Source organism: Arthrobacter sp. NPDC058097, assembly GCF_042884885.1.
GTDB lineage: Bacteria > Actinomycetota > Actinomycetes > Actinomycetales > Micrococcaceae > Arthrobacter.
The window spans coordinates 796,144-822,819 of the sequence record NZ_JBHVSZ010000001.1; the positions used below are offsets into that span (position 1 = coordinate 796,144).

General features: G+C 66.4%; 27 protein-coding genes and 1 pseudogene. 12 read left to right on the forward strand and 16 right to left on the reverse strand.

Translation table 11 applies throughout. The annotated features are described in order from the left end of the window. Positions 1–89 precede the first annotated feature (89 nt). Positions 90–587: an SDR family oxidoreductase gene (locus tag ACFVTE_RS03745; RefSeq protein WP_387097010.1), complete on the reverse strand. Its 498-nt coding sequence runs from the start codon at positions 585–587 to the stop codon at positions 90–92. On the opposite strand from ACFVTE_RS03745, the gene ACFVTE_RS03750 reads away from it, so the two are divergent. Further along, positions 499–1,068 carry a 2-keto-4-pentenoate hydratase gene (locus ACFVTE_RS03750; protein ID WP_387097166.1) on the forward strand — a complete coding sequence of 190 codons (570 nt, stop codon included), beginning with the start codon at positions 499–501 and terminating at the stop codon, positions 1,066–1,068. The two genes, ACFVTE_RS03745 and ACFVTE_RS03750, sit on opposite strands and share 89 nt — an antisense overlap. A 98-nt stretch (positions 1,069–1,166) precedes the next feature. On the opposite strand, the gene ACFVTE_RS03755 is transcribed toward ACFVTE_RS03750, so the two are convergent. Next, the gene (locus ACFVTE_RS03755) at positions 1,167–2,225 is read right to left on the reverse strand and encodes a hypothetical protein (RefSeq protein WP_387097013.1); all 1,059 of its coding nucleotides are present in this window, start codon (positions 2,223–2,225) and stop codon (positions 1,167–1,169) included. Between the two features lie 180 nt (positions 2,226–2,405). Here ACFVTE_RS03755 and ACFVTE_RS03760 point away from each other — a divergent pair, with 180 nt between their 5' ends. From ACFVTE_RS03760 to ACFVTE_RS03770, 3 genes are all read left to right on the forward strand, one after another. Next, positions 2,406–3,074 (forward strand): DNA alkylation repair protein, encoded by a 669-nt coding sequence (locus ACFVTE_RS03760; protein WP_387097016.1) that lies wholly within the window; start codon positions 2,406–2,408, stop codon positions 3,072–3,074. Between the two features lie 104 nt (positions 3,075–3,178). Beyond that, the gene (locus tag ACFVTE_RS03765) at positions 3,179–3,571 is read left to right on the forward strand and encodes a hypothetical protein (RefSeq protein ID WP_387097019.1); all 393 of its coding nucleotides are present in this window, start codon (positions 3,179–3,181) and stop codon (positions 3,569–3,571) included. A 300-nt stretch (positions 3,572–3,871) separates the two neighbouring features. Further along, positions 3,872–4,456 carry a PadR family transcriptional regulator gene (locus tag ACFVTE_RS03770; RefSeq protein WP_387097021.1) on the forward strand — a complete coding sequence of 195 codons (585 nt, stop codon included), beginning with the start codon at positions 3,872–3,874 and terminating at the stop codon, positions 4,454–4,456. A gap of 3 nt (positions 4,457–4,459) precedes the next feature. Here ACFVTE_RS03770 and ACFVTE_RS03775 read toward each other — a convergent pair whose 3' ends face one another. Genes ACFVTE_RS03775 through glnT form a run of 6 tightly spaced genes read right to left on the reverse strand, consistent with a single transcriptional unit; the run spans position 4,460 to position 10,750 of the window. Next, positions 4,460–5,080, reverse strand: a complete 621-nt coding sequence (locus tag ACFVTE_RS03775) for a helix-turn-helix domain-containing protein (RefSeq protein ID WP_387097024.1) — start codon at positions 5,078–5,080, stop codon at positions 4,460–4,462. Continuing rightward, positions 5,077–6,342, reverse strand: coding sequence for an allantoate amidohydrolase (locus tag ACFVTE_RS03780; protein ID WP_387097027.1), 1,266 nt, complete (start codon positions 6,340–6,342; stop codon positions 5,077–5,079). The genes ACFVTE_RS03775 and ACFVTE_RS03780 overlap by 4 nt, the downstream gene beginning before the upstream one ends. Continuing rightward, positions 6,342–7,706: an FMN-binding glutamate synthase family protein gene (locus tag ACFVTE_RS03785; protein ID WP_387097029.1), complete on the reverse strand. Its 1,365-nt coding sequence runs from the start codon at positions 7,704–7,706 to the stop codon at positions 6,342–6,344. The genes ACFVTE_RS03780 and ACFVTE_RS03785 overlap by 1 nt, the downstream gene beginning before the upstream one ends. Positions 7,707–7,717: 11 nt before the next feature. After that, entirely contained in the window at positions 7,718–8,449 is a 732-nt protein-coding gene (locus tag ACFVTE_RS03790; protein ID WP_387097032.1) for a protein glxC, read from the reverse strand. Continuing rightward, complete coding sequence (locus ACFVTE_RS03795) at positions 8,437–9,345, reverse strand: glutamine amidotransferase (protein ID WP_387097035.1); 909 nt, start codon at positions 9,343–9,345, stop codon at positions 8,437–8,439. The genes ACFVTE_RS03790 and ACFVTE_RS03795 overlap by 13 nt, the downstream gene beginning before the upstream one ends. 31 nt (positions 9,346–9,376) lie before the next feature. Beyond that, positions 9,377–10,750 carry a type III glutamate--ammonia ligase gene (gene glnT / locus ACFVTE_RS03800; protein ID WP_387097038.1) on the reverse strand — a complete coding sequence of 458 codons (1,374 nt, stop codon included), beginning with the start codon at positions 10,748–10,750 and terminating at the stop codon, positions 9,377–9,379. Between the two features lie 222 nt (positions 10,751–10,972). Between glnT and ACFVTE_RS03805 the strand changes: the two genes are divergently transcribed. Beyond that, positions 10,973–12,262: an ammonium transporter gene (locus ACFVTE_RS03805; RefSeq protein WP_387097040.1), complete on the forward strand. Its 1,290-nt coding sequence runs from the start codon at positions 10,973–10,975 to the stop codon at positions 12,260–12,262. 59 nt (positions 12,263–12,321) lie between these two features. Here ACFVTE_RS03805 and ACFVTE_RS03810 read toward each other — a convergent pair whose 3' ends face one another. Beyond that, positions 12,322–13,080, reverse strand: a complete 759-nt coding sequence (locus ACFVTE_RS03810) for a lytic transglycosylase domain-containing protein (protein WP_387097043.1) — start codon at positions 13,078–13,080, stop codon at positions 12,322–12,324. Between the two features lie 433 nt (positions 13,081–13,513). On the opposite strand from ACFVTE_RS03810, the gene ACFVTE_RS03815 reads away from it, so the two are divergent. From ACFVTE_RS03815 to ACFVTE_RS03840, 6 genes are all read left to right on the forward strand, one after another. Continuing rightward, positions 13,514–13,702 carry a hypothetical protein gene (locus ACFVTE_RS03815; RefSeq protein ID WP_387097045.1) on the forward strand — a complete coding sequence of 63 codons (189 nt, stop codon included), beginning with the start codon at positions 13,514–13,516 and terminating at the stop codon, positions 13,700–13,702. 130 nt (positions 13,703–13,832) lie between these two features. Next, a complete protein-coding gene (locus ACFVTE_RS03820; protein WP_003802821.1) occupies positions 13,833–14,135 on the forward strand; it encodes a DUF4193 domain-containing protein in 303 nt (100 codons plus the stop codon). 32 nt (positions 14,136–14,167) lie between these two features. Then, positions 14,168–15,253: a calcium:proton antiporter gene (locus ACFVTE_RS03825; RefSeq protein WP_387097048.1), complete on the forward strand. Its 1,086-nt coding sequence runs from the start codon at positions 14,168–14,170 to the stop codon at positions 15,251–15,253. A 30-nt stretch (positions 15,254–15,283) separates the two neighbouring features. After that, entirely contained in the window at positions 15,284–15,778 is a 495-nt protein-coding gene (locus ACFVTE_RS03830; RefSeq protein WP_387097051.1) for a MarR family winged helix-turn-helix transcriptional regulator, read from the forward strand. Between the two features lie 166 nt (positions 15,779–15,944). After that, a complete protein-coding gene (locus ACFVTE_RS03835) occupies positions 15,945–17,276 on the forward strand; it encodes a DUF222 domain-containing protein (RefSeq protein WP_387097054.1) in 1,332 nt (443 codons plus the stop codon). Between the two features lie 106 nt (positions 17,277–17,382). Next, positions 17,383–17,601 (forward strand): hypothetical protein, encoded by a 219-nt coding sequence (locus tag ACFVTE_RS03840; RefSeq protein WP_387097056.1) that lies wholly within the window; start codon positions 17,383–17,385, stop codon positions 17,599–17,601. A 385-nt stretch (positions 17,602–17,986) separates the two neighbouring features. Here the strand turns inward: ACFVTE_RS03840 and ACFVTE_RS03845 are convergent, their stop codons facing one another. The 6 genes from ACFVTE_RS03845 to tkt all read right to left on the reverse strand — a co-directional run bounded on the left by ACFVTE_RS03845 (position 17,987) and on the right by tkt (position 24,236). Further along, entirely contained in the window at positions 17,987–18,568 is a 582-nt protein-coding gene (locus ACFVTE_RS03845) for a ribose-5-phosphate isomerase (RefSeq protein ID WP_387097059.1), read from the reverse strand. A 47-nt stretch (positions 18,569–18,615) separates the two neighbouring features. Then, positions 18,616–19,635, reverse strand: a complete 1,020-nt coding sequence (gene fbaA, locus ACFVTE_RS03850; protein ID WP_387097062.1) for a class II fructose-bisphosphate aldolase — start codon at positions 19,633–19,635, stop codon at positions 18,616–18,618. Position 19,636: 1 nt separating this feature from the next. After that, on the reverse strand, positions 19,637–20,110 hold the full coding sequence (locus tag ACFVTE_RS03855; RefSeq protein ID WP_377954647.1) for a ribose-5-phosphate isomerase: 474 nt from the start codon (positions 20,108–20,110) through the stop codon (positions 19,637–19,639). Between the two features lie 10 nt (positions 20,111–20,120). Then, the gene (rpe, locus tag ACFVTE_RS03860) at positions 20,121–20,837 is read right to left on the reverse strand and encodes a ribulose-phosphate 3-epimerase (protein WP_387097065.1); all 717 of its coding nucleotides are present in this window, start codon (positions 20,835–20,837) and stop codon (positions 20,121–20,123) included. Positions 20,838–20,941: 104 nt separating this feature from the next. Continuing rightward, positions 20,942–22,063, reverse strand: a complete 1,122-nt coding sequence (gene tal / locus ACFVTE_RS03865) for a transaldolase (protein ID WP_387097067.1) — start codon at positions 22,061–22,063, stop codon at positions 20,942–20,944. Positions 22,064–22,085: 22 nt separating this feature from the next. Continuing rightward, positions 22,086–24,236 carry a transketolase gene (gene tkt / locus ACFVTE_RS03870; RefSeq protein WP_387097070.1) on the reverse strand — a complete coding sequence of 717 codons (2,151 nt, stop codon included), beginning with the start codon at positions 24,234–24,236 and terminating at the stop codon, positions 22,086–22,088. 154 nt (positions 24,237–24,390) lie between these two features. Here tkt and ACFVTE_RS03875 point away from each other — a divergent pair, with 154 nt between their 5' ends. Further along, entirely contained in the window at positions 24,391–25,698 is a 1,308-nt protein-coding gene (locus tag ACFVTE_RS03875; RefSeq protein ID WP_387097073.1) for a LuxR C-terminal-related transcriptional regulator, read from the forward strand. Positions 25,699–25,881: 183 nt separating this feature from the next. Here ACFVTE_RS03875 and ACFVTE_RS03880 read toward each other — a convergent pair. Beyond that, positions 25,882–26,676 (reverse strand): annotated as a pseudogene (locus ACFVTE_RS03880) (tyramine oxidase); the annotation flags it as partial.

Genomic DNA, 26,676 nt, shown 5'->3' on the forward strand with positions numbered 1-26,676 from the left:
ATAATGCCCTCCACTATATCGGGTGTTTATTTAGTATGTGGAGCCGATTGGGTTTCGGCCTGGATGCCCCCGGATGGGCCATCCACCGTTCACGGCAGCGGCAGCTTTGCCGTCCTGCCGCCGTCGAGCACCACGGTCTCTCCGGTCAGGAAGGCAGACCGGTCGCTGGCCAGGAAGACGGCCAGGTCGCCGACGTCGGCGGGGCGGCCCACGCGCCCCACGGGGTGCAGGCGGTCCAGCGCCTCGCGGGCACTGGCGGCGTCCGGCCGGGACTCGAGGTGCCAATCAACATCCTTGAGACCGCCGACCGCATCCTTGACGCCAAGGCGACCCGGACGCCCGTCGACACCCTGATCCGGGCCGAAGACGGGCCAACCGTCGCTGACGCCTTCCGGGTCCAGGAGGAAGTGATCCGGCGCCAGGTGGCCGCCGGTGACAGCATCGCAGGCTTCAAGCTGGGGACCATCGCCAAGGCAATGCAGGCAAAGTTCGGCGTGGATGAGCCCGACTACGGGTACTTGCTCGCCAGCCAGTTCTACCCGGAGAAACCTGCCCCGCTCCGAGGCAGAGTTCATTGAGCCGTACATCGAACTGGAGCCGGCCTTCGTCTTCAAGCGCGACGTGGGCGGTGCCAACGTGACCGTGGCCGACATCATTGCCGCCACCGAATTCGTGGTGCCCGCCCTGGAGATCATCGATTCCCGGGTCCGCGGCTGGAACATCGGCATCTTCGACACGCTGGCTGACAGCGGCTCAAGTGCCGGCGTCATCCTCGGCGGCCAGCCGCGGAGCCTCAGCGAAGTGAACCTCTCCGACACTCCAGGCGTGATCACCTTCGACGGTGAGGTCGTGGCCAAGGGCAACACCGCGGACATTTACGGCAGCCCGGTGTCCGCCCTGGTGTGGCTGTGCCGCCGGGTCGCGGAGTACGACATCACCCTGAAAGCCGGCCAGCTGATCCTTCCCGGCAGCTGCCTTGCCGCAGCCAGGATGGTCCCCGGCACCCGCATCACCGGCCGCTTTGAAGGGTGGGGAGAGGTCAGCTTCGACTACACCGCCGCCGGTTAGGGCTGCACAGACCACTAGATCGCTGGAGCGCTGCTCCAGCTCAATAGCGACGGCGGCGGGGCGCCCCCGCAAGGGCGACCCGCCGTCGTCGTAGTCCCTTAGGAGACAGCCTTGGTGAAGGGGATCCGTTCAAAGGACAGGACGCCGGATGCGCCCGGCTTGGTGGAGGTGACCTTGAGCCAGTCCTTGGCGTTGTCCGATCCGTCAACGGTGACCCTGGTCAGGTTGTTCGCGGCAGTGTCCTGGCCGTAGAAGTCCAGCCACGGGGAACCGGCCGCCAGCGGGTAGTCCCGGTTGAAAACGTGGCTGTCGCCGTTGATCAGGTAGACCGGGCCGCCGAAGGCGTTCGATTCCCGGATCAGGGTCTGGACCAGCGGTGTGAACGCGCTGTAGTTTGCCTGCGTGGGGGCGGTGACGGTTGGGTCGAACATGTCGGCCTGGGTCATGACGACGACGGCCCGGTCGTCGTTCTCGCGGGCCTTCCGGAACGTGTCGGTCAGTTCCCTGATGTCCGCCGCGGTGCGGTCCCGGACCTCTTCCGCCTGCTCGGCAGTGGGTGCGGTGTTGCCGAGCCCTGACCAGGGCAGGAGGCCGTTGTTGCTGCCGGTGATGTTCACGGCGGTAATGGCGATGCCGTGCCTGCTGAAGTTCACGTTCTCGGGGAAGCCGAGCCGGTCCTGGGAGCGGACCTTCATCGGGGTTCCCAGCGTGGTGCCCGGCTTCGGGAAGAAGGTTTCGCGGACCTGGTCCAGCCTCTCGAGGGGGTTGTAGGCGCCGTTGTTCGTCCGGTGGCAGTCGGTCCATTCGTTGTCCCCGGGCGTGTACACCAGGGGCAGCGTGAACGTGTCGAAGTTCTTCCGGATTGCGGCGAAGTACTCGTCGGTGCACTTGGAGGAGCCACTCTTGATGTCCCCGAGGTGGGCCACGAAGGAGAGTTCCTTGTGGGCGTTGATGTCCTGGATGTAGGACGGGAAAGCCTGGAACTCCGCATCGCCGTAGGGTACGTCGCCGATCACGGCAAAGCTGAAGGTGCCCTTCGGTGCGGCATCGTCGTTTGCGGCGAGTGCCGGCTGTGCCAGCACCGACCCCGCCATCAGGGCTGCGCCTACACCTGCCATGGCACGGCGTTTGATTGATCGGCGCTTGATTGATCGCACGGCTTCTCCTTGGGTCTGTCCATCTCGGGTCTGTCCATCGGTTTCCCGGGACAGGCTAGGGTCCGGAAGCGAACCGCAGCCGTCGGGCAAGTGAACAGGGCGCTGCGGGCAGTGCACCGAACGGCGCAGTCGGCGACCGTAGAATACGACCGAAGGGGCCGGCGAGCAGGAGCAGTAGTGATGGCGGAGACAACAATTGACGCAGTGATGGCCGAACTGGCCGCGCTCGAGGATCTGAGGATGCGCGAGGCGAACCAGAAGCGCGGCGACGACCACGGCGTGAACCTCTCGGCCTTGCGCGCGGTCGCGAAGCGGCTGAAGACGCAGCACGAGCTGGCCCGTGAGTTGTGGGCCACCAATGACACCGCCGCCCGCTTGCTGTCACTGCTGGTCTGCCGGCCAAAGTCCTTCGAGCTGCAGGAACTGGACACCATGCTGCGCCAGGCCCGGGCACCCAAGGTGCATGACTGGCTGGTGAACTACGTGGTGAAGAAGAGCCCGCACGCCGAAGAGTTGCGCGTCGCCTGGACTGACGATCCGGACCCGGCGGTCGCGAGCGCCGGGTGGGCCCTGACCACGGAGCGGGTCGCGAAGAAGCCCGAGGGTCTCGACATGCCGGGGCTCCTGGACACGATCGAGGCGGAAATGAAGGGCGCCCCGGACCGCCTGCAGTGGGCCATGAACCACACCCTGGCGCAGATCGGCATCGAGCACGCCGACCACCGGGCCCGGGCCATCAACATCGGTGAACGGCTGGAAGTCCTGAAGGACTACCCGACCCCGCCCAACTGCACGTCGCCCTTTGCTCCGATCTGGATCAACGAGATGGTGAGCCGGCGGGAGGGCTGAGGCGCCCATACAGGTACTGGCAGGGACTGCCACCGGCACGGCGCGCGGCCAGGCGGCAACCGGCCACTGCGGTGCAGCCCAGCGTCCAGACCATCCTCGATTCGATGAGCGGAATTCCGGCGTTTGTTCGCAACGGCCGCCTGGACATCCTTGCGATCAACGATCTGGGCCGCGCACTCTACTGCGAAGCGTTCCTCTCACCCGTCCGGCCGGTGAACCTCGCCCGGTTCCAGTTCCTGGACCCCCGCTCACGCAACCTCTACCCCGACTGGGACAAGGCCGCGGACACCGGCGGTGCCCTGCTGCACACCGAGGCCGGCCGCGACCCATACAACAAGGACCTCAGCGACATGGTGGGCGAGCTGAGCACACGCTCGGAAGAATTCCGCATCCGCTGGGCGCGGCACGACGTTCGCCTGCACAGCACCGGTTTCAAGGAGTTCCGGCATCCCGCTGTCGGGAACCTGCGCGCCCGGCCTGACCCTCACCGCTTATAGCGCGAAACCCGGAACCCCGGACGAGGACGGCCTCCGGCTGCTCGCCAGCGGGGCCGCCACCGAAGCGCACGACATCAAACCTGCAGACCGCAAGGCAATTAAGGAAAAGCATGAAACCCCCGGGAGTTTTTGTGCATATACCGGGACTTCCGCACCCCTCAACTCGCGATATCTGGACAAAAACTCTCATCCGTTGCAGCGCAGGCGCATCAAAATCACCGTTGACGGTCGATATGTACCGATATATCGTTGAGTATCGCTTCAGATGGACGTGATACTCAACGGAAGGACGATGCCACCATGAAAGGCATTCACGAACACCATAGATTTGCGGATTTCGGCCCCGGGGCGGGGCGCTTCGAGCGGGGAAGGAGCCGCCGCGGGCCGCACGGACACGGCAGGTTTGGCCCCGGCCGCGGATTCGGCCCCGGATTTGGCCCCGGCGGTTCACGCCGGGCGAACAGGGGCGATGTCCGCTCCGCGATCCTCTCGCTCCTGGCGGAAGCCCCGTCCAACGGCTACGGGATCATCAAGACCATTGCCGAGAAGTCGTCAGGTGCCTGGCGGCCCAGCCCGGGCTCCGTTTACCCGACGCTGCAGCAGCTCGTCGACGAGGAGCTCATTGCCCCGGTGGGCGACGGCCGCCGCACCGAGTTCGCGCTCACCGACCAGGGACGGGAGTACGTAACCGAGCACGCCGAGGAGCTGGACCGGGCCTGGACCACCAACGCCGAGGATTCCGGGCCCGCGTTCCACCAGAGCGTGGAGAAGCTCATGGGCGTCATCCACCAGTTCCGGTTTGCGGCAACGGAGGAACAGCGTGCCGCCGCGATGGAAAAGATCGATGAGACCCGCCGCGCCCTCTACCAGATCCTCGCCGACTAAAACCTACTTTGCGGCGATGGCCAGGAACCGGATGGGCAGGTCCAGCAGCTCCAGCGGGCCGTGCGGGCCTTCGCCGTCGAGGAGCAGGGAATCGCCGGGCTCCATCGTGTATTCGTAAGCACCATGGCCGTACACCATCCTGCCGGCCAGCATGTAGATGAACTCGGTGCCGGGGTGCTGGAACAACGGGAAGACGTCGGACGCGTCGGTAAGCGTCACCAGCGTCGGCTCCAGGGCGTCGGTCCGTCCCTTGAGGGTCCCGAGAACCCGGTACTCGTGCCCGTGCTGGGTACCGCTGCGAACCGTCAGGCTGCCCTGGCCATTCTTGGTGAAGGTGGCGTCCCGGTCCGTGTCCGCACCGCGGAACAGCGCCGTGACCGGAATTTTCAGCCCGTCCGCTAGCCGCTGCAGCGTGGTGAGCGAACAGGACGTGCTGGCGGTTTCAATCTTGGAGATCATCGCCTTGGACATGCCGGTGCGTGAGGCCAGTTCCGAGGCGGAGAGGCCGTTCGCCGTCCGGTAGTGCCGGACCTGGCCGGCAATGATCCGTTCCAGCTTGCCGGCCACGCCGTCATCGGTGTTCTCCGCGGACATGTCCCTCGCTTCGCCAGCCTGATCCGTCATCCAGCCATCATAGGTGGAGCCTGCAGCCCGGATCCGAGTGCCCTGGCCGTTCCCAGCAGTCCCGCTAAGGCATCTGCGAGCGCCGCCGCACCTGCCTCGGCGTCGGCATCCTCCACCAGTTCCTCCGGTGAGTGCGAGATCCCGGTCGGGTTCCGCACGAACAGCATGGCCGTGGGAAGGTGCCCTGAGAGCACCCCTGCGTCGTGGCCCGCGCCGGTGTCCAGCACTGGCGCCTCGGGGAGCATGGCCTGGAGCCGGTCCCGCAGGCCGGTGTCGAAATGCACGGTGCGGCTCAGGGATTCGACGCCGAACGTCACCGTGCAGTTTTCCTCCGCAGCCATCAGCTGGGCGTTCAGGTGGATGGATTCCACCAGGGCGGCGGTGACCTCGTCGCGCGGGTGCCGGACGTCGATCCACATGTCGGCGCGGGACGCGATCACGTTGGTTCCGCCGGGCACAGGCTGAAGCCTGCCCACCGTCGCCCGCGCATCCCGGTACTTCGCGGCGGTGTCCCGGATGCCCAGCATGATCTTGGCCGCGGCGATCATGGGATCCCTCCGGTCCTTCATGAGCGTCGTTCCAGCGTGGTTGCCCTGGCCGTGCACCGACAGTTTCCACCGGCCGTGGCCCAGGATCGAGGAGCCGATGGCCACTGGCTGGCCGAGGTCGGCCAGCCCCCTCCCCTGCTCGACGTGCAGTTCCACGAACAGGCCCAGCTGGCCGAGGGTCTTGTGGTCGGCGCCGATGAACCGGGGGTCCTGCCCGTTCGCCGCGGCCACGTCAGCGTATGTGTTGCCGTCCGCGTCCTTGAGATTGCGGGCCGTGTTCGGGTCCAAAGCGCCGGTGAGCAGCCGCGAGCCCAGGCAGGCGACGCCGAAGCGGGAGCCCTCCTCCTCCGGGAAGACGGCGATGGCCAGCGGCCGGCGCGGACGGAACCCGCGGTCTTTCAGGATGTCGACGGCGACGAGCGCGGACGCGACGCCCAGCGGCCCGTCGTATTCGCCGCCGCCGGGCACCGAGTCCAGGTGGCTGCCCGTGACCACAGCGTCCCGGCGGGTTCCGGTTGCGGTGTCCCACCAGGCCCAGATGATGCCGTTCGCGTCGGTGTGGACATCCAGCCCGCGCCGTTCCGCCTGCTCGGTGAACCAGCTCCGGAGCTCTGTCTCCGCGGTGGAGAAGACCGGCCGGGAGTAGCCGCCGCGGCGGGCGTCAGCACCGACGTCGGAAATGTCCCGCAGAAGTCCGGAAACGGTCCCCGGCATCACTTCGCCCCGGGGATCCAGCTGGTGCCGGCAAGCGGGACGCGGGCCATGGCCGACGCCTCGATGGTGAGGGCCACCAGGTCCTCCGGCTCGAGGTTGCGCAGGTGCGACTTTCCGCAGGCCCGGGCGATGGTCTGGGCCTCCATGGTCAGGACGCGCAAGTAGTTGGCCAGGCGGCGGCCGCCGGCGATGGGGTCGAGCCGAGACGCGAGTTCCGGGTCCTGGGTGGTGATGCCGGCGGGATCCCTGCCGTCCTGGAAATCATCATAGAAGCCCGCCGCCGATCCCATGGCCTCGTATTCGGCGGCGTACCGGGGATCGTTGTCGCCCAGCGCAATCAGCGCCGCCGTGCCGATGGCGACGGCGTCGGCACCCAGGGCCATGGCCTTGGCGACGTCGGCGCCGGTGCGGATGCCGCCGGAGACGATGAGCTGGACCTTGCGGTGCAGGCCAAGCTCCTGCAGCGCCTGGACCGCCTGCGGGATAGCCGCCAGCGTGGGGATCCCGACGTTCTCGATGAACACCTGCTGGGTCGCGGCGGTGCCGCCCTGCATGCCATCGACGACGACGACGTCGGCTCCGGCCTTCACGGCCAGGGCGGTGTCGTAGTAGGGCCGGGACGCGCCGATCTTGACGTAGATGGGCGTCTTCCAGTCGGTGATCTCGCGGAGCTCACCGATCTTGATTTCCAGGTCGTCCGGTCCGGTCCAGTCCGGGTGTCGGCTGGCGGAGCGCTGGTCGATGCCCACCGGCAGGGTGCGCATGCCGGCCACGCGCTCGGTGATCTTCTGGCCGAGCAGCATGCCGCCGCCGCCGGGTTTGGCGCCCTGGCCGAGGACCACTTCGATGGCGTCGGCCTTGCGGAGGTCGTCCGGGTTCATGCCGTAGCGCGACGGCAGGTACTGGTACACGAGGTGCTTGGACTGGCCGCGCTCCTCGGGGGTCATGCCGCCGTCGCCGGTGGTGGTGGAGGTGCCCACCTCGCTGGCGCCGCGGCCCAGGGCCTCCTTGGCGTTGGCGGACAGGGCGCCGAAGCTCATGCCGGCGATGGTCACCGGGGTTTCCAGGTGCAGCGGCCTGGAGGCGTAGCGGTCGCCAAGGACGACGTCGGTATCGCACTTTTCGCGGTAGCCCTCCAGCGGGTAGCGGGACATGGAGGCGCCCAGGAACAGCAGGTCATCGAAGTGCGGGACCTTGCGCTTGGCTCCCCAGCCGCGGATGTCGTAGACGCCGGTGGCGGCGGCGCGCTGGATGTCGGCGATGGTGGCGCGGTCGAACGTGGCGGATTCGCGAAGGCCCAGTTCTTCGACCTGCCGTGCGGGAAAGGCTGCCGGGGCGTCCTGGGTCAGGGAGGTGATGGTCATGGCGTTGTCCTTTAGTAAGACGTCGAGTTGTGCACGCTGAAGTGGTAGAGGTTCCGCGCCGAGCCGTAGCGCTTGAAGTCCGCGGGGTTGTCGGTGCGCCCGGCGGCGGCGAGCAGGCCGGCGAGCTCCTCCAGATGCTCGGCCTTCATCGGCTTTTCGATGCAGTCCGCGCCGAGGGAGGCCACGGTTCCCTTCACGTAGATGCGGGCCTCGTAGATGGAGTCGCCGAGGGCGTCCCCGGCGTCACCGCAGACCACGAGCCGGCCGGCCTGGGCCATGAAGGCGGACATGTGGCCGATGTTGCCGCCCACCACAATGTCGACGCCCTTCATGGAGATCCCGCAGCGGGCTCCGGCGTTGCCGTCGATCACCACGAGTCCGCCGTGGCCGGTGGCCGCCGCCGACTGGGAGGCATCCCCCTTTACATGGACCCTTCCGGACATGATGTTCTCGGCGAGTCCGACGCCGGCATTGCCATTGACGGTCACCTCGCCTTTTTGGTGCATCCCGGCAGCGTAATAGCCGGCATGGCCGTTGATGGTGACAGAGATCCCGGCATTGATGCCGACGGCGAGGCTGTGCTTCCCGCCAGGGTTCTCAACGGTCCAGGACTGCCCGTCGGCTGCATCGTGCAGGGCCTGGTTGAGCCCGCGGACCGGGCTGTCGGCGAGGTCCGCGAGGGTGGAAAACTCATCGGTGACCGTGGCGTAATCCTGCGTCTGGGTTTCGATCAGAGTGACCATGTGTAGACCTTTCCGGGTTCCGGTTCAAAGATGCGGGCGGTGTCGATGCCGGGCAGGGATGCCAGGGCACGGTATTCGGAGGCCATGGCCACGTAATCGGCAGTCTCGGCGATGATGGCCGGCTTGCAGGCGATGGGGTCGCGGACCACTGCCATGCTGTCGGCGGTGGTAACCACCAGCGTGTAGAAGCCATCGAAGACCTCGCCGAGATTGGTCAGGGCCTCCTCCAGGGTGTCGCCCTGCTTCAGCCGGGAGGCGATGTAGCGGGCACCGACCTCGGTGTCGTTGTCGGAGTCGAACACCACGCCGTCGCGCAGCAGGTCCCGGCGGATGGTGGCGTGGTTGGAGAACGAGCCGTTGTGCACCAGGCACAGGTCGTCGGCCACGGAGAACGGGTGGGATCCGCCGGCGGTGACGGCCGATTCCGTGGCCATCCGGGTGTGGGACAGGCCCTGGCTGCCGGACATGGCCTCCAGCCCGTGCTCGGCGGCGATCTCCATCGGATGGCCCACGCTCTTCATCACAGCCACGTGCTCGCCGCGGCCGATGATGGTGGACTCAGGAAGGGTTTCGCGCACTGCCTTGGCGAGCAGCTCGGTGTCGACGGCGGAGCTGACGAAGGTGGTGTCGCCCACCACCTTCACTGCCGTCCCGGCGGAGGCGGGCAGCAGGCTTTCCAGCGCGGCGGCGATCCCGGCCGCCGGCAGGGCCTGCTCCCTGCCCAGGAGGCTGAGCGTGGAGGTGCTGCCGGAAACGAGGCCCGGGGTGTCATAGACGGCGAGGCCGGCAGAGTCCGGTCCGCGATCCACGATCTGGCACAGCATCGAGGACAGGAGGCTGCCCATCTGGGAGTGCAGCAGGGGGTTGCGCAGCTGCAGCGCGGCGATTCCGCACATGTGTGTGTCCTTTTCTAGGTGGGGGCCGGTTTCAGATCGAGGTCAGGTAGGTCCGGATTTCCCAGTCGCTTACCTGGTTGTGCCAGGTCAGGAACTCCTCTTCCTTGGCATCTGCGTAGTACTGGCCGATCGCCTGGTCGCCGCTGAGGCTGGAGAGGACGACCGGGTCCCGGCGCAGGGCCTCGACGGCGTGGAGAAGTGTTGCCGGCAGCAGGTGGGCATCCGGGCGCGCCTCACCGGGACCGGACGGGGCTCCCGGGTCTGCCGCCCTGGTGATGCCGTCGAGCCCGGCCTCGATGGCGGTGGCGATGGCGAGGTAGGGGTTGGCCGAGCCGTCCCCGGACCGCAGCTCGATCCGCTTTTCGTCGGGAACGCGGACCATATGGGTTCGGTCGTTGCCGCCAAACGAGGCCTTGCGCGGTGACCACGTTGCCCCGGAGGAACTGGTGGTGGCGCCGGTGCGCTTGTAGGAGTTGACCGTCGGCGCGAGGAAGGCCTGCAGTGCCGGGGCATGGTCGAGGAGGCCGCCGATGAACGAATAGGCGAGCGCTGACAGCCCAAGGCCGCGGTCGCCGTCGTCCCCGGGGAAGAGGGCGTCCGCGCCTGACCACAGGGACAGGTGGAAGTGGAGCCCCGTGCCGGTGCGGTCGGTGAAGGGCTTGGGCATGAAGGTTGCGGTCATGCCGCGCTGCTCGGCGAGGATGTTCAGGATGTAGCGCAGGGAGACCACGCGGTCTGCAGTGGTCAGGGCGTCGGCGTAGTTGAAGTTCTGTTCGAACTGTCCCGCGGCGTCCTCGTGGTCGCTGGCGTAGTTGCCCCAGCCCAGGCTGTTCATGGCGGTGGAGATCGAGGTGAGGTGCTCGTACATGCGGGTGACGCCGCGGGCGTCGTAGCAGGGACGGGGTGAATCGTCGCGGGTGTCCGCGGTGCTGATGGTGCCGTCGGCGTTCTTGTTGACGAGGAAGTATTCCACCTCGGCGCCAATCTTTGCCTGCATCCCCTCCCCGGCAAGGCGGGCGAGGGTGTTCTTGAGGATGACACGCGGCGCGTAGGGCCAGGGCTTGCCGTCGACGTAGGGGTCGCAGTGGATCAGCGCGAGGCCCTCTTTGATGAACGGCACTGGGGTGAAGGATGCGAGGTCGGGAACGGCAATGAGGTCTGAGTCCTGCGGCTTCTGGCCGATCAGTCCGGCTGCATAGCCGGCGAATCCCATGGCCCCGGCCTCGAGCTCGTCGGCGGCTTCGACCGGCACCAGCTTGGCGCACGGCTTGCCGGTCATGTCCACGAAGGTGGCCAGCAGGAAGCGGACATCATGGGCCTTGGCGATGTCGGCAAGCGAGATCCGGCCGGCTTCAAGCGGAGCGGCCGGCTCCGCTGCTAGTTCAGGTGTTGCGAGGCTTGTCATCGGAACTGTCCTGTTCGGTTCGGTGTTACCTGCGGTGAAACGCTGTTGAACCACAGTAGCCAAAGTGATGTTACAAAAGTGCGCCCGGTTTGTTAAATCTGGGAGTCGCGCCAAGTCAGCGATCGCAACGCGAAGTTAACTCCGGCGAAACCCAGGAGCATTTACTGCGGTGAATCATGGTTTCACCACACTACTCAGCCCCCATTCCCTGATTGGAGTCCCATGAATTCTGGAGATGTTGCCTGGATTCTCGCCGCGAGCGGCCTGGTCTGCATGATGATCCCCGCCCTTGCCCTGTTCTACGGGGGCATGGTGGGTTCCCGCCGGATCCTGAACATGATGATGATGTGCTTCGGCGGCGTCAGCGTCGTCGCCGTCCTTTGGGCGGTGTTCGGCTACTCGATGGTCTTCGGCAATTCCCTCGGCGGGGCCGGGCTCATCGGTGACGCCACAGAATACCTCGGCCTCGGCCAGTTGCTGGCCGAGGATCCCGACGCCGCCATCCCGCCGGCCCTGTTCGCCGCCTTCCAGCTGTTCTTCGCCGGGATCACCACCGCCATCATCGCCGGAGCCGCAGCTGGCCGGATGAAGTTCGGCGCCTGGATGACCTTCGCCGCCCTGTGGGCAACGGTGGTGTACTTCCCGGTGGCCCACTGGGTTTTCGCCTTCAGCTCCGCGGACGGTTCCGTCACCGGCGGCTGGATCATCAACAACCTCAAGGCGGTCGACTTCGCCGGCGGAACGGCCGTGCATATGAACGCGGGAATCGCAGCCCTCGCCCTCGCGCTCGTCCTGGGACGCAGCGCGGGCTGGCCCAAGAGCGAACATGTCAGGCCGCACAGCCGTCCTCTGGTGCTGGTCGGAGCGGGACTGCTGTGGGCCGGCTGGTTCGGCTTCAACGCCGGCTCGGCCCTCACCGCCGGGCACTCGGCGTCGGTGGTTTTCCTGAACACCGCGGTGGCCGGCGCCGCCGGTCTGCTCGCCTGGACCCTGGTGGAACGCATCCGGCTTGGCAGCGCCAGCAGCATGGGCGCCGCGTCCGGATTGATCTCGGCCCTCGTCGCGATCACCCCCGCCTGCGGCGCCGTGAGCCCGCTCGGCGCACTGGCCATCGGACTGATCGCCGGGGTCGTCTGCTCCCTGGCCATCGAACTGAAGTTCCGTCTCGGGTTCGACGACTCGCTCGACGTCGTCGGCGTGCACCTCATCGGCGGCATCATCGGAACCCTGCTGATCGGCTTCTTCGCCACGGACGCCGCCCCCAACAAGGTCAACGGACTGTTCTACGGCGGAGGGTTCGACCTCCTCGGCATCCAGACGGTGGCAACCGTGGCCACGCTTGCCTACTCCTTTGCGGCCACCTGGGTCATCGCCAAGGTCCTCAACATCACCATGGGCCTCCGCATCGACGAGGCTGCCGAACTCCACGGAATCGACATCGCCGCCCACTCCGAGTCCGCGTACCTTATGGACGAGGAGCCGGTGGAACTGGGGTCCCCGCACAGGGTCTAAGAAACAGGCACACACATCGGGTCTGGCACTAAAAGTGCCAGGCCCTTTGTGCTTGCCGGTTATCCGGCCTGCTCCGCGTACTCAACAGCCTTCCCGCCCACCTGCACGAGGTAGGCTTCGGACTGGTTGTAGGACCAGATGGCGTCGCTCCACCCCTGGGCCGCGGTGAGGTCCCGGCCGCCGGCGCACAGATAGCCGGCGGCGCTGAGTGCGGCGTCGTCGATGTTGTGCGGATCGGCCACGCCGTCCCCGTTGGCATCCTTTCCGGCCAGTTCCCACGTGGAGGGGATGAACTGCATAGGTCCGACGGCGCGGTCCCAGCGGGCGTCACCGTCCAGCGCGCCGCCGTCGGTATCGGGAATGGCGGCGAAGCCGTCGCCATTGAGGCCGGGACCGACGATCGGGCCGCTCACCTCCCCCGAAGCCGTGAGCCTGCCGCCGCCGAGGGCGCCGTGCACGGATTCAACAAACCCGACGGCGGCCACCGTGTTCCAGCCGATCCCGCACCCCGGCGCGTCGGCATTCGCCAGGCCTGCCGCGGCAACGTATGCCCGGAGCGCCCGCGCAGGGATTCCTGTTTTCGCAGCGGTCCGGGCCAGCCAGCCCGGGTCTACGGTCCTGGTGATGTTCACGGCATGAGCGCTCCCGCTGGCCAGCGGGACGAACTTCCCCGCAATCTGGGGCGGGGCCGGTTGGGCTGCATGTGTCCCCGCGCCGGACAGGCCCGCATTGGTCGCGCCGAGTAGCCAGAACGCGCACGCCGTGATGGCGCAGAACGCGAAAAGGCTAAGAACCGCGAGGCGTTTCAGACGAAGCACGGAACAGCCTAACCCGGCGGCACATCGCCATTGCCCACCCGGCACACAGAGTCGTCACAACCCTGTTGCGCAGGTCACACGGCCCTGCTGGATAGCCACGGCGGATCGAGGAAGCGGTGCGGGAAGGGGCCTAGGGTTTCCTGGTGTTTTTGGGGCTCCGTCCCGCTTGTGCTCCCACCGGCGTATCTTGACAAAAGTTTTGAGCTCACGTTCTAATTTTTCGCAGAGCACCGACATGATCACGCGAACCGTACGCGTGAGCCGGCTTCCATCAGAGCCCGTGGGGGCGGTGCACCAGCAGCCTACAGGCCGCACATATCGGCATCCGGCCGTTGCTGCTTACGCAGACAGCCCGGAGTGCCCTGCCGCCGGTTCGCGAGCGGCCCAGAAACTCTGCACAGCTCAAAAACTTACTAACAGCCCAAGGACACCCATGCCCAGCACCACCAATACCATCGACATCCAGGTCGACGACCGCAAGATCCTCGACGAGAGGCTCGATGCCGCCGTCAAGTGCCTTCAGGAAGCGGCCATTCTCACCGGAACACACGGGATCATGGTCACCCGCAACAAGCCAGGAAGCTACACCGCCACGCTTTCCGAGAGGTCCCCTTCGGCATGACCCGCGAAATCATCCTCTAAACTTTGGGGACCTTAACCCGTCCCCGGTTACCGGGAATACCTGGCGGCGCCCACTCGTTGAGTCCTGCGAAATGTGCGTCGTCCGGCGTACAGCCGAAGGAGTAAGAACCATGGCAACTGACTACGACGCCCCTCGCGTGGCCCAAGAGGACCAGCCGGCCAACGAGTCCCTGGAGGCTATCCAGTCCCGGCAGGGCGGATCCCAGACTGCCCTGCTTGACGTGGAGGAAGCGGACACCGCCGAGGGCATTGACCTTCCCGGTGCCGACCTGTCGCACGAAGAGCTGCTGATCCAGGTTGTTCCGGTGCAGGAAGACGAGTTCACCTGCATGTCCTGCTTCCTGGTCCACCACCGCAGCCAGCTCGCGCGGGAAAAGGACGGCAAGAAGTACTGCTCGGAGTGTGAGGGCTAGCCCTGAAGGGCCGGCACTGAGAAGATAGCGCTGTGCTGGCCCGGCTCCGATCGTCCTGGACCGCCGTCGTTTCCGTCGTCGGCCTGATCCTGCTGGCTGTGACCTGGGGAGTCTCCCCCGGCCCGGCCCTGGCAACCGTCATCGCGGTGGTCCTGGTGGGCGCCGTCCTGGCGGCGGTGCATCACGCCGAAGTGGTGGCGCAGCGCGTCGGTGAGCCCTTCGGATCGCTTGTGCTGGCCGTCGCCGTGACCGTCATCGAGGTGGCCCTCATCGTCACGCTGATCGCGTCCGGCGGCGAGGGAAGCCATTCGCTGGCGCGGGACACTGTCTTCGCCGCTGTCATGATCACTGCCAACGGCATCGTGGGGATTGCCCTGCTCGTTGGCGCCCGAAGGTACGGCATTCCGCGGTTCAACCCCGAGGGAGCCGGTGCCGCCCTGGCCGTGGTCACCACGCTGGCCACCCTGACGCTGGTCCTGCCAACCTTCACGACGTCGCGGCCCGGGCCAGAGTTTTCACCCTTGCAGCTGGGCTTCGCGGCCGTTGCCTCGCTTGCCCTGTACGGCGTGTTCGTGCTGACCCAGACCGTCCGCCACCGCCACTTTTTCCTTCCCGTCGTTTCCGACGACGGCGAGGACGGCGGCCATGGACCCACCCCGACCAACCGGGCCACCTACACAAGCCTGGCGCTGCTGTGCGCGGCGCTGGTCGCCGTCGTCGGACTGGCCAAAACTGTATCCCCGGTCATCGAGGCGGGCGTCAGCCGAGCCGGGATTCCGGAGTCCTTTGTGGGCGTTGTCATCGCACTCCTGGTGCTGCTGCCGGAGGGTCTTGCCGCCACCCGGGCCGCCTCACGGAACAGGATCCAGATCAGCCTCAACCTGGCCTATGGCTCGGCAATTGCCAGCATCGGCCTCACGATTCCTGCCATCGCCGTGGCCAGCATCTGGCTGCAGGGACCGCTGACGCTGGGGCTCGGCGGCACGCAGATAGTCCTGTTCCTGCTGACCGTCATCGTGGGAACACTCACCGTTGTGCCCGGCCGAGCCACCCGGCTGCAGGGGGCCATCCACTTGGTGCTGTTCGCCGCGTTCCTGTTCCTCGCCATGTTCCCGTAGGCGGTTTCGGCACTTCGATATCATGGCTTCATGACTTCCCCCTCAGGGAGCGACGAAGACCTCCTGCTCGAGCGGCAGCTCTGCTTCGCTCTGGCTGTCGCCTCGCGCACCGTCATCGGCGCCTACCGGCCCGTGCTGCAGGAGCTGAACCTGACCCACCCGCAGTACCTGGTGATGCTGGCGCTGTGGGAGAAGAGTCCGCGTTCGGTCAAGGAAATCAGCGACGCCCTCCTCCTGGTTCCGGCCACACTATCCCCGCTGCTTAAGCGCCTCGAGGCCTTGGGATACGTGACCCGCCGCCGCGTTCCCGGCGATGAACGGTCCCTTGCAGTCGGCCTGACCCCCGAAGGTGCGGCACTGCGCGACAAGGCCATGGGCGTCCCCGGCACCATGCTGGCCAAGCTCGGCCTCACCCACGCGCAGGCGGAGGAAATCCACGTTGCCATGACGCAGCTCATCGAATCAGCCCAGGTCGACCACACGCTCACGGCTGACCCCAACGAGGACGACGAAGCCACGGCCTAGGCGGTCCCACCTCGGCGCGGCCCCCCTCAGCGCGAACGGACACTTGTTCCCCTCCCCCGGGCTCAGCATTAAAAATGTCAGACCCTCCTCCTAGTCTGGGAGTGTCCGGTGAGGGGAGATGCCGGCGGGATTTCAGAGGCCAAGGGTTTCCGGGAGGGGGTGCGGCATGGAAGTTACGGCGGTCAGCGGTGGCGGGGTGTGGGTTCCGGCGGTGGACTTCACGGACCGGGAGGATTCACTGCTGGCCGGCACCCTGAGCGTCCCGCTCCCGTCGTTCCTCACGGCCGACGAAGCGCTCGGTGTGGTGGAGTCGGCCGACCGGGTCATCGCCTGGGCAACAGCGGTGAAATTGCGCGCCCTGGCACGGGTCGAGGAAGCGATGGGCGAAGAATCACCAGCGCGGATGGAGAACCAGCCGGTCCGCTTCGGCGGGGACGAGGCCCATGCCCTGGCCGTCAGCGAGGTGTCCACCACCTGCGCCCTCTCCGAAGGCACCGCCGCGCGCTGGCTGAATGACGCCGGCGACCTCGCCACGTCCCAGTGGCAAGTCCTTGAAGCGGTCGAGGCGGGTGAGATCTCCGACGCGCACGCCCGGATCATCCTGGACCAGGCCCGCTCCCTCCCCGCCTCGCACGCCGAAAACTTCGCCGCCATCGCCCTCCAGCGGACCCGGACCCGGCACGGCCGCCGCCGCACCCCGTCCGAGTTCCGCTCCTGCCTGCGGCGGCTGCGCGAGCGTCTCCACCCCGAAAGCCTCACCACCCGCAAAGAAGCCGCCCAGCGTGAACGCGGGGTCTGGTTCACGGCCGAACCCGACGGCATGTGCACCCTCACCGCACGCCTGCCAGCAGAAACCGGGCTCGCCATCTACAACGGACTCGACCACCACGCACGCCAAGCCCACGCCACCGAACCCGGAGCCCAGCCCGAACAACACGCCACGCCGGATCACAACACGCTCCCGGAGCTGCGCGCTGACGCATTCACCTACCGATTCCTGGGCGGGCCCGCCAGGCTTTTCGGCGGGTCCGACGAGCTCCTCAGCGAAGACGGGCCTTTCAGTGGAGACGGGCCGTTCGGTGGAACTGACGGACCGGAAACCGGGACGTTCCGCGCCGAGATCGTCGTGACCATCCCGCTCCGGCACGTCCTCAGCAACGCCGAATCCGGCGAGGGTGCCGAACAGGCCGAGCTCGAAGGCTACCGGCTGATCGATGCCGCGATGGCCCGGCGCCTGGCCGCCCTCGCCCCCACCTGGCAACGGCTCTTCACCGACTGCACCACCGGCCAGGCCCTCGGCGCCGGCCGCACCGCCTACCGCCCACCCAAAGCACTCCGCCGCTACCTGAACTCCCGCGACAAAACCTGCCGGTTCCCCGGCTGCCCCCGCCCCGCCGCCGGATGCGAACCCGACTACACCTTCCACCCCGGCGAACCACCAGAACGAACACCGAAACCACCGGACCACTCCGCGGCACCCGAACCCCCGCCCTTCTAGGGAACCGGCGCCGTTGGGCTGTGTCGTCAGCGCTGAATCGCCGGGGCTGCATCCATGGCGCGGCCGTGCTATTGCGGCGGCCCGGAGTAGCTGCTTCCCTGAGTTCATGACGAACAAGGAAGAAAGCTCAGACCTGCCCCGCGATCCGCACCTGAGGGAAGATGTGGTGCCCGGCGCCGACCAGGAGACCGCCGGCAGCGAGGGGAAACGGCTGCCTCCGGGCCAGACCAACGCGGACCAGCAGGTGGCCGGGCTCGCTGCCGCCACGCATTACGGGAACGACGTGGACCCGGAGGCAGAAACCGAGGGCAACAAGCCGCTGTGAATGACGGGGCAGAAGAGTCTCCCCCACGGGCCGAGAGCCGGTCACCTTCGGCGGCTGCGATGATCGAGCCCTTCATCAGGATGCGCCGCGCCCGGCGGATGGCCAGCGGGCTGATCGCCACCCACCGCCCCGCCGGCTCCCCGGCTTTGTTCGGCTCATAATTGATCACGACGCCGGCCGGTCACCGCACATGGTGACCGGCTGGCGTCGTACTTCCCTTACTCCCCCGAGTTTTTGTCCAGATAATGGGCTCTAAACCCCCTTGAAGTCGCGAGATCTGGACAAAAACTCCTCCCGGGTTAGAGTTCGACGGCGGTCAGGGCCTGATAGTAGATAAAGCTCGCCAACCAGCCTGCGTCCGTCTATCACCAGGACGCGAAGATCGCTAAGCGGGTTGAGGGATTCCCACGCTGCGGTCCATGCGTACCAGCGCGTCCCTTCGGCTAATCTCGCATGCCAGCGGGGTGAGGCAGGTTTCATAGTCCGCGATCTGCGCAATGCGGCGCTTGTGCCGGGAGTCCTGGGTGAAAGGCTCCTGCAGGAAAAGGACCGCGAGCTGGCGGCATTCCTCCGGCGTGTGCTCGCGGGCGCCGATGGCGATGACGTTCGCGTCGTTGTGCTGCCGGGCCAGGCGTGCTGTTGACTCGTTCCAAACCAAAGCGGCGCGGATGCCCCTGACTTTGTTCGCCGCGATCTGCTCGCCGTTGCCGGAGCCGCCGATGACAATTCCGAGGCTTGGCCGGTTGTCGTTGAGGTCTCGGGCGACGCCCTCGGCGGCACTGATGCAGAAACGCGGGTAGTCGTCCTGGGCGTCGTACTCTGTGGGGCCGTGGTCCACCACGTCAAACCCGAGGCTCGCCAGTTCGTGCTGCAGCGTGCGGCTCAATTCCAGGCCTGCGTGATCGGTACCTATGTGGACGCGGTAGACAGTCCCGGCTTCCGGCCCGTTGGTTGATGTGTTGCTCATATCATCGCTTTCAAGGTTCTGGTGGTTAAAAGGAGCTCGTCCGACAGTTAGAAGGTCTTGCCTGCGGAACATAGCCGCTGGGTTGCCTCGACAACGCGGGCGGCGAGGCCGGCTTCGGCGGAGGCGCCCCAGACGCGGGGGTCGTAGGTCTTCTTGTTGCCCACTTCGCCGTCGACCTTCAGCACGCCGTCGTAGTTGCGGAACATGTGGTCCGCCACCGGACGCGTGTACGCGTACTGCGTGTCCGTGTCGATGTTCATCTTGATCACACCATACGAGACGGCGTCCGCGATCTCCTGGTCCGAGGACCCCGAACCGCCATGGAACACCAGGTCGAACGGGTTGTCCTTGCCGATCTTGGCACCCACCTGGGCCTGGATGTCCTTCAGGATCTCCGGACGCAGCTTCACCCCGCCCGGCTTGTACACCCCGTGCACGTTACCGAACGTCAGCGCCGTGATGTACCGGCCGTTCTCCCCGGCACCCAGGGCATCGATCGTGGCCAGCGCGTCCTCGACCGTGGTGTAGAGCTTCTCGTTAATCTCGTGCTCCACACCGTCCTCCTCGCCGCCGACCGTGCCGATCTCGACCTCGAGGATGATCTTCGCCGCAGCAGCCCGCTCCAGCAGCTCACGGGCGATCCGCAGGTTCTCCTGCAGCGTCTCGGCCGAACCGTCCCACATGTGCGAGTTGAACAGCGGGTTCCGGCCGGCCTTGACCTCGGCCTCGGACGCGGCCAGCAGCGGCAGCACGAAACTGTCCAGCTTGTCCTTGGGGCAGTGGTCCGTGTGCAGGGCGATGTTCACGTTGTAGTTCTTCGCCACCTCACGGGCGAACGCGGCGAAGCCCAGCGACCCGGCGACCATGTCCTTCGTCGACGCGCCGGACCAGTACGCCGCACCGCCGGTGGAAACCTGCACGATGCCATCAGACTCGGCCTCTGCGAAACCGCGCAAAGCCGCATTCAAGGTCTGCGAAGAGGTCACATTGACCGCCGGGAACGCGTAGCCGCCCTTCTTGGCACGGTCGATCATGTCGGCATAAATCTCTGGGGTTGCAATGGGCATGCTATTCGACAACCTCGCCGGTGGACTCAAAGGTGGCAATCTTGCCGATGCGGCGTTCGTGGCGCTCGGCGTTGGTGAAAGGTTCGGCCAGGAAGGCCTTGATCAGTTCGGTGGCCTCTTCAACAGTGTGCTGGCGCCCGCCGACTGCGACAACGTTGGCGTTGTTGTGCTGACGGGCCAGTTTGGCCGTGTCCAGGTTCCAGGCCAGCGCTGCCCGCACGCCCTTGACCTTGTTGGCAGAGATCTGCTCCCCGTTGCCCGAGCCGCCCAGCACGATGCCCAGGGCGTCCACGCCTGCGGCCTGGTCCGCGACGACGGCAGCCGCGGCGTTGATGCAGAACGCGGGGTAGTCATCCTCGGCGTCGTAGGCGGCAGGCCCATGGTCCACCATCTCGTAGCCGCTGGCTGACAGCGCCGTGATGAGGTGGGAGCTCAGTTCCATGCCGGCGTGGTCGGTTGCGATATGAACGCGCATGAGTGGTCCTTTAGGCTTGCTGGAATATGACGTTGTTGGGGCTCGATGCCGGGCCAAAGGCGAGCTGGCCCTTTGCCCGCAGCGACTCGATGGCGTCCTCGGGTGACGGCTTGCCGTACACGGCCGATCCGGCCACGAAGACGTTGGCGCCGGCCTCGGCAGCGCGGACGATGGTTTCTTCAGTAATGCCGCCGTCCACCTGGATGGCCACATTCACCCCGGCCCCCTCGACCGCGGCACGGGCGCGTCGGATCTTGGGCAGCACGACGTCCAGGAATGCCTGGCCGCCGAAGCCCGGCTCGACCGTCATGAGCAACAGCATGTCCAGTTCGGTGAGCATGTCCAGGTACGGTTCCACCGGCGTGGCCGGGCGCAGTGCCATGCCTGCCTTGGATCCGCGGGCGCGGAGTTCGCGGGCGAGTTTGATGGGCGCGTCGGACGCCTCGACGTGGAATGTCACCGAGCTCAGGCCGGCGTCAGCGAACTGGGGTGCCCAGCGGTCGGCGTTGGAAATCATGAGGTGGGCGTCGAGCGGGACGGGGCTGACTTTTTGGATCCGTTCCACAACGGGCAGGCCGATGGTCAGGTTCGGCACGAAGTGGTTGTCCATGACATCCACGTGCACGGCGTCGGCGTTGCTGATCCGCGCCAGCTCGGCTTCGAGGTTGACGAAGTCTGCCGAGAGGATGCTGGGGTTGATGCAGCAATTCAGGGGTGAAACGGACATGGTGTCTGCCTTTCAGTGATCTGGGTAAGCGCTGCGTGGGGACCCCCAAAGGGGTCCCCACGCAGTCAGGACGGATGGCGGAAGCCGGGGCTGCAATGCGGCGGCTAGGACGCCTTCCGCGCAGTAGTGAGGGCGCTGTTGACGTCGGCCAGGAGTTCGTTCCAGCTGGCCACGAACTTGTCCAGGCCTTCGGATTCCAGCAGGGCGACGACGTTGTTGTAGGAGACGCCGAGGTGTTCGAGGGCGGTGAGGACCCTGTTGGCTTCCCCGTAGGTGCCGGTGATGGTGTCACCGGTGACTACGCCGTGGTCAAACGTGGCGTCCAGGGTCTTCTCCGGCATGGTGTTGACGATGCCGGCAGCGACGAGCTCGGTGACATAGAGGGTGTCCGGGTAGGCCGGGTCCTTCACGCCGGTGGAGGCCCACAGGGGACGCTGCGGACGCGCGCCGGCTTCAGCCAGAACTGCCCAGCGTTCCGTGGAGAAGAGCTCCTCGTAGACCTGGTAGGCGAGGCGGGCGTTGGCAACGCCCGCTTTGCCCTTGAGAGCCTTGGCTGCGTCGGTGCCGATCGCATCCAGGCGCTTGTCGATCTCGCTGTCCACGCGGGACACGAAGAACGAGGCCACGGAGTGGATCTTGGACAGGTCATGGCCGTTGTCCTTGGCCAGCTTGAGCCCGGCCTGGAAGGCGTTGATGACTGCCCGGTAGCGCTCCAGCGAGAAGATCAGGGTCACGTTGACGCTGATGCCTTCGGCCAGGACCGCGGTGATGGCTGCGAGGCCTTCGATCGTGGCGGGGATCTTGATCAGGACGTTGTCCTTGTCGACCTTCTTGAACAGGTTCTTCGCTTCGGCGATCGTGCCCTCGGTGTCCCAGGCCAGGCGGGGGTCCACCTCGATGGAGACACGGCCGTCGATGCCGTTGGTGGCGGCGGCGATCGGGGCGAAGAGGTCGCAGGCATCGGCGACGTCCGTCGTCGTGATCTCGAAGATCGTCTCCTCGACGCCGGCGCCCTGCGCGGCAAGTTCGGCGATCTTGGCGTCGTAGTCCGTGCCGGAGGTGATCGCGGCCTGGAAGATGGACGGGTTGGTGGTCACGCCGACGACGTTCTTCTGGTCGATGAGCTTCTGCAGGCTGCCGCTGTCGAGCCGCTCCCGGGAGAGGTCGTCCAGCCAGATGGACAGACCTGCTTCAGAAAGCTGTGCGGTGGGTGTTGCGTTGGTCATGGCTTGTTTCTTCCTTCAAAAGTTAGTTGGCTGCGGCGGCGAGGGAGTCCTTGGCAGCGGCCGCGACTGCTTCTGCGGTGATGCCGAATTCCCGGAACAGGCGCTTGTAGTCGGCGGAGGCTCCGTAGTGCTCGAGGCTGATGGAGCGGCCGGCGTCGCCGACGAATTCCTTCCAGCCCAGGGCAAGTCCGGCTTCGACGGAAACGCGGGCCTTGACCGATGCGGGCAGGACTGCCTCGCGGTAGGCGGCGTCCTGCTTGTTGAACCACTCGACGCACGGCATGGAGACCACGCGGGCGGCGATGCCCTCGGCCTGGAGTGCCTCGCGGGCCTGGACGGCCAGCTGGACCTCGGAGCCGGTGCCGATCAGGATGACCTGCGCGTTCACGGTCTTGCCGTCCCTGGACGCCTCGGCCAGGACGTAACCGCCCTTGGCCACACCGGCCGGGGAGGCGAAGGTGTCACCCTGGGCAGTACCCTCGCCGCGGGCGAAGGTCGGCACGTTCTGGCGGGTCAGAACGATGCCGGCCGGGTTCCCGTGGTTCTCCAGGATGGTCTTCCACGCGATGCCAACCTCGTTGGCGTCGGCCGGGCGGACGACGTCCAGGCCGACGATCGCACGCAGGGTGGCGAGCTGTTCCACCGGCTGGTGGGTGGGGCCGTCTTCGCCGAGTCCGATGGAGTCGTGCGACCACACATAGATGGACGGGACCCCCATCAGCGCGCCAAGGCGGATGGCCGGCTTCTGGTAGTCGCTGAAGATCAGGAAGGTGCCGGAGAATGCGCGGGTCTTGCCGTGGAGGCTGATGCCGTTCACGATCGAGGCTGCAGCGTGCTCGCGGATGCCGAAGTGCAGGACGCGGCCGTACGGGTTGCCCTTCCACGCTTCAGTGGAGCGCGAGGCCGGGATGAACGACGGCGATCCCTCGATGGTGGTGTTGTTCGACTCGGCGAGGTCGGCCGAGCCGCCCCAGAGTTCCGGCATGACCGGGCCGATGGCGTTCAGGACCTTGCCGGACGCGGCACGGGTGGAGACGTCCTTGCCGGCTTCGAAGACCGGCAGCGCGGCGTCGAGCCCGGCGGGAAGCTGGCGGGCCTCGACGCGCTCCAGCAGGGCAGCGGCTTCCGGGTTGGCGGACTGCCAGACGGAGAAGGACTCCTCCCATTCCTTGCGGGCAGCCGCGCCGCGGTCCACCACACGCCGAGCGTGGGCCAGCACGTCGGCGTCCACCTCGAAGGACTTGGCGGGATCGAAGCCCAGCACTTCCTTCAGGGCTGCAACTTCGTCAGCGCCGAGGGCCGAACCGTGGATCTTGCCGGTGTTCTGCTTCTTGGGGGCCGGGTAGCCGATGATGGTGCGCAGCGAGATGATGGACGGCTTGGAGGTCTCGGCCTTCGCAGCCAGGAGCGCGGAGTAGAGCTCCTGAACGTCTTCGACGTACTCGCCAGACTCGGTCCAGTCAACGCGCTGGGTGTGCCAGCCGTAGGCTTCGTAGCGCTTCAGGACGTCCTCGGTGAAGGCGATGTCGGTGTCGTCCTCGATGGAGATGTGGTTCTCGTCGTAGATGACCACAAGGTTGCCGAGTTCCTGGTGGCCGGCCAGGGAGGAGGCCTCAGAGGTCACGCCTTCCTGGATGTCGCCGTCGGACGCGATGACCCAGATGGTGTGGTCGAACGGGCTCTCGCCGGCGGGAGCATCGGCGTCGAACAGGCCCCGCTGGCGGCGCTGGGAGTATGCGAAGCCAACGGAGGAGGCGAGGCCCTGGCCCAGCGGGCCGGTGGTGATTTCCACGCCCGGGGTGTGCTTGTACTCCGGGTGGCCGGGGGTCAGTGCGTCCCACGTGCGCAGGGCTTCCAGGTCCTTCAGTTCCAGGCCGTAGCCGGAGAAGAACAGCTGGCTGTACAGCGTCAGCGAGGAGTGCCCCGGTGACAGGATGAAGCGGTCACGGCCGATCCACTCCGGGTCGCGCGGGTCGTGGCGCATCAGCTTCTGGAACAGAAGGTAGGCGGCCGGGGCCAGGCTCATTGCCGTGCCGGGGTGGCCGTTGCCCACCTTCTCGACGGCGTCGGCGGCCAAAACCCGGAGAGTGTCGACCGCACGCTGGTCCTCGGACGTCCAGTCAAGTGTGGTGGCGTTGTCTGCGATACGCGTCGCGGTTGCTGTCGGATTCACAATTAATCCCCTTTGATTCGGTCGTCGGCCTGCAGCGGCCGTACGGATGCTTTCCGGTTGACACCCATACTTCCGAAACTAATGGGTAGGAGTAACACTGTTTTCTGACGGTTTTTACTACACTTTCGGACTGGGTAGCCGGTAAACTACCCGAATGAGCGCAGTCACCGACCAGCCGACGAAGGCGTCGAATAAGCCCCTTTCAGACCTGCCGTGGCCTCTGCTGCATTCCGTGGCAGCCGTAGCCGATGCCCCGTTGCTTCAAATAGCGGAGCGGCTGCGTGATGCCTTGCTCCCCTACCTGGGAAGCAGCGCGCTGGTCATCTTCACAGAGGACTGCACGGGGCGGCCGCAGAAGAAGGCGGGTGCGGAGGAGATCATTTCCCGCGTTTCCATCGCCGAACTGGACACCCTCCGTGCCACGCTTTCGGATGAGACCCCCTGGTTCGGCGAAGCCGAGCTGGCCGGCAAGTCCCGGCCCGCTCTCGCCCTCAAACACGCCGCCAGCCAGGCCCTCCTCGTCCTCACGGATCCCCAGCCAGCCGATGCAGGGGACAACGCCGGCCTGGACCTGGTGCGGTATCTGTGGGGCCTTGCTGCCCGGCGGATCCAGGAGAAGGTGGCCGATGCTCCGCCGTCGTACCTATTGGAATCCCGGGCGGCCTCAGCCGAACGCATCCGTGTGACGGCGGAACTGACCGACCTGCACTCCACCACCCTGGAGACCCTCCTGGCGGCCCTGCGTTCTTCCTCGATGGACAATGCAGCGGCCCGCACCACCGTCACGGACCTCACCGCCAAGGCCTTGGTCCGGCTGCGCACCCTCAGCGACCGCACGACCGACCTGGTGGAAGAGCCCGTTGCCAAGGCCTTCGAACGCCTGCGCGAGGACCTGCGGCCGCTCACCGGCTACAGCGGCATCGAGGCCGAGTTCATCGAACCGCCGCTGAATGGACGGGCCCTTCCCGGCGAAGTCGCCCACGCGGCAAGGGCTGTGGTCCGCGGACTCGTGCTGGCCATGATGGAGCAACCCGAGGTCAGCAGAATCCGCACCCAGTGGGACTGCGACGGCGAAAACCTGCTGATCAACGTGCGCGACGACGGCCGCGGTGCACTCGCCGCCGACTCGCCGAGCATCACCCGCCTCGACCGCCGGGTCCAGGCGCTTACCGGACAGCTGCGTATGGACGTCATGCCAGGCTGGGGTGCAGACGTCTTCGTATCCCTACCCCTCGACCTACCCACGCGCCCGGCCGGGGATGTCGCCGGATGGAACCTTGCCGCCCGGGAACTCGAGGTGCTCCAGCACCTCGCCGCCGGAAACCGCAACCGCACCATCGCCGCGGCGATGGGCATCAGCGAGAACACGGTCAAGTTCCATGTGCGGAACCTCTTCAAGAAGCTCGACGTCGGCTCACGCACCGAGGCGATCGCGCTGGCACACAACCACGGGCTCCGGTGACGGCCTAGGAACCCGGCAGCACGCAAAACGGCGGCACCCGAAAGGGTGCCGCCGTTTTGTCGTTGGGAAAAAATTTTTGGGTGGGGAAAGGGGTAGGTCCCCGATGCTGCCCGTGGGCAGCATCGGGGACCGGTTGTTGGTGCTGGTGGTTCTGGTGGTTCTGGGTGAGGGGTTTCTGCGGGGTTAGTGTCCGTTGCCGATGGAGCAGTGTCCGTTGGTGGTGCTGCGGGTTTCGGTGGGGAGGTTGAGGGTGGGGTTTTGGTTGAAGAAGCCGTGGGGTTCGAGCATGAAGCCGATGTTCTGGCGGGGCATGACGGGCCAGTCTTCGAGGCGGACGACGTGGTGCATGCCGAAGGTGTACCAGACTACGAGGTCCTGATCGACGATGTTCCGGTCTTTTTGGGTCCAGATGTGCAGGCCGTCGTCGGCGCCGGTGGCCTGGTTGGGGTACTCGCCAGCGGCGAAGCGTTCGGTCCGGTCGTAGGCGGTGACCCAGAGGTTGTTCCTTGCGAACTGGGCTCGTTTGGAGACGTAGGACTCGTCCCCGGCGGCGAGTTGGATCCCGTTGGTGGGGATCAGCCGGTAGGCGACGGGTTCGTTGACGATGTTTTTGGAGTCGTGGTTGACGATTTTCCAGAAGCGGTGCTTGGCCTCGTCGGTTTTGCGGATCGCGGCCTGTTCCGTTTCCAGGAGCCGGTCCACGGCCATGAACGCGGTGTGGGTCGGGTTGTGCTCGGGGTATTCCATGTCGACTTCGTAGACCGCGTTGTTGGGTCCGTCGAGTTCGAAGTCCATGCGGACGTTGAACATGTGCTGGTGGATGGGGGCGTAGAGCCCGTCGTTGTTCAGTGACTGCCCGTACGGGCTCTTCTCGCCCGGGGTCTGGCCGGCGGTGGAGAGGATGCCGGTGGCCTTGACGAGGAACTCGATGGATCCGTCCAGGAACAGGTGCCAGTAGAAGGCGTATTCGTAGTTCGC

What these genes read in the sequence shown, in the direction of transcription:
- ACFVTE_RS03750 (WP_387097166.1), top strand. Translation starts at nt 499, where the DNA reads ATGAGCCCGACTACGGGTACTTGCTCGCCAGCCAGTTCTACCCGGAGA.
- ACFVTE_RS03745 (WP_387097010.1), bottom strand. Translation starts at nt 587, where the DNA reads ATGTACGGCTCAATGAACTCTGCCTCGGAGCGGGGCAGGTTTCTCCGG.
- ACFVTE_RS03760 (WP_387097016.1), top strand. Translation starts at nt 2,406, where the DNA reads ATGGCGGAGACAACAATTGACGCAGTGATGGCCGAACTGGCCGCGCTC.
- ACFVTE_RS03765 (WP_387097019.1), top strand. Translation starts at nt 3,179, where the DNA reads ATGAGCGGAATTCCGGCGTTTGTTCGCAACGGCCGCCTGGACATCCTT.
- ACFVTE_RS03770 (WP_387097021.1), top strand. Translation starts at nt 3,872, where the DNA reads ATGAAAGGCATTCACGAACACCATAGATTTGCGGATTTCGGCCCCGGG.
- ACFVTE_RS03775 (WP_387097024.1), bottom strand. Translation starts at nt 5,080, where the DNA reads ATGACGGATCAGGCTGGCGAAGCGAGGGACATGTCCGCGGAGAACACC.
- ACFVTE_RS03780 (WP_387097027.1), bottom strand. Translation starts at nt 6,342, where the DNA reads ATGCCGGGGACCGTTTCCGGACTTCTGCGGGACATTTCCGACGTCGGT.
- ACFVTE_RS03785 (WP_387097029.1), bottom strand. Translation starts at nt 7,706, where the DNA reads ATGACCATCACCTCCCTGACCCAGGACGCCCCGGCAGCCTTTCCCGCA.
- ACFVTE_RS03790 (WP_387097032.1), bottom strand. Translation starts at nt 8,449, where the DNA reads ATGGTCACTCTGATCGAAACCCAGACGCAGGATTACGCCACGGTCACC.
- ACFVTE_RS03795 (WP_387097035.1), bottom strand. Translation starts at nt 9,345, where the DNA reads ATGTGCGGAATCGCCGCGCTGCAGCTGCGCAACCCCCTGCTGCACTCC.
- glnT (WP_387097038.1), bottom strand. Translation starts at nt 10,750, where the DNA reads ATGACAAGCCTCGCAACACCTGAACTAGCAGCGGAGCCGGCCGCTCCG.
- ACFVTE_RS03805 (WP_387097040.1), top strand. Translation starts at nt 10,973, where the DNA reads ATGAATTCTGGAGATGTTGCCTGGATTCTCGCCGCGAGCGGCCTGGTC.
- ACFVTE_RS03815 (WP_387097045.1), top strand. Translation starts at nt 13,514, where the DNA reads ATGCCCAGCACCACCAATACCATCGACATCCAGGTCGACGACCGCAAG.
- ACFVTE_RS03820 (WP_003802821.1), top strand. Translation starts at nt 13,833, where the DNA reads ATGGCAACTGACTACGACGCCCCTCGCGTGGCCCAAGAGGACCAGCCG.
- ACFVTE_RS03830 (WP_387097051.1), top strand. Translation starts at nt 15,284, where the DNA reads ATGACTTCCCCCTCAGGGAGCGACGAAGACCTCCTGCTCGAGCGGCAG.
- ACFVTE_RS03835 (WP_387097054.1), top strand. Translation starts at nt 15,945, where the DNA reads ATGGAAGTTACGGCGGTCAGCGGTGGCGGGGTGTGGGTTCCGGCGGTG.
- ACFVTE_RS03840 (WP_387097056.1), top strand. Translation starts at nt 17,383, where the DNA reads ATGACGAACAAGGAAGAAAGCTCAGACCTGCCCCGCGATCCGCACCTG.
- ACFVTE_RS03845 (WP_387097059.1), bottom strand. Translation starts at nt 18,568, where the DNA reads ATGAGCAACACATCAACCAACGGGCCGGAAGCCGGGACTGTCTACCGC.
- fbaA (WP_387097062.1), bottom strand. Translation starts at nt 19,635, where the DNA reads ATGCCCATTGCAACCCCAGAGATTTATGCCGACATGATCGACCGTGCC.
- ACFVTE_RS03855 (WP_377954647.1), bottom strand. Translation starts at nt 20,110, where the DNA reads ATGCGCGTTCATATCGCAACCGACCACGCCGGCATGGAACTGAGCTCC.
- rpe (WP_387097065.1), bottom strand. Translation starts at nt 20,837, where the DNA reads ATGTCCGTTTCACCCCTGAATTGCTGCATCAACCCCAGCATCCTCTCG.
- tal (WP_387097067.1), bottom strand. Translation starts at nt 22,063, where the DNA reads ATGACCAACGCAACACCCACCGCACAGCTTTCTGAAGCAGGTCTGTCC.
- ACFVTE_RS03875 (WP_387097073.1), top strand. Translation starts at nt 24,391, where the DNA reads ATGAGCGCAGTCACCGACCAGCCGACGAAGGCGTCGAATAAGCCCCTT.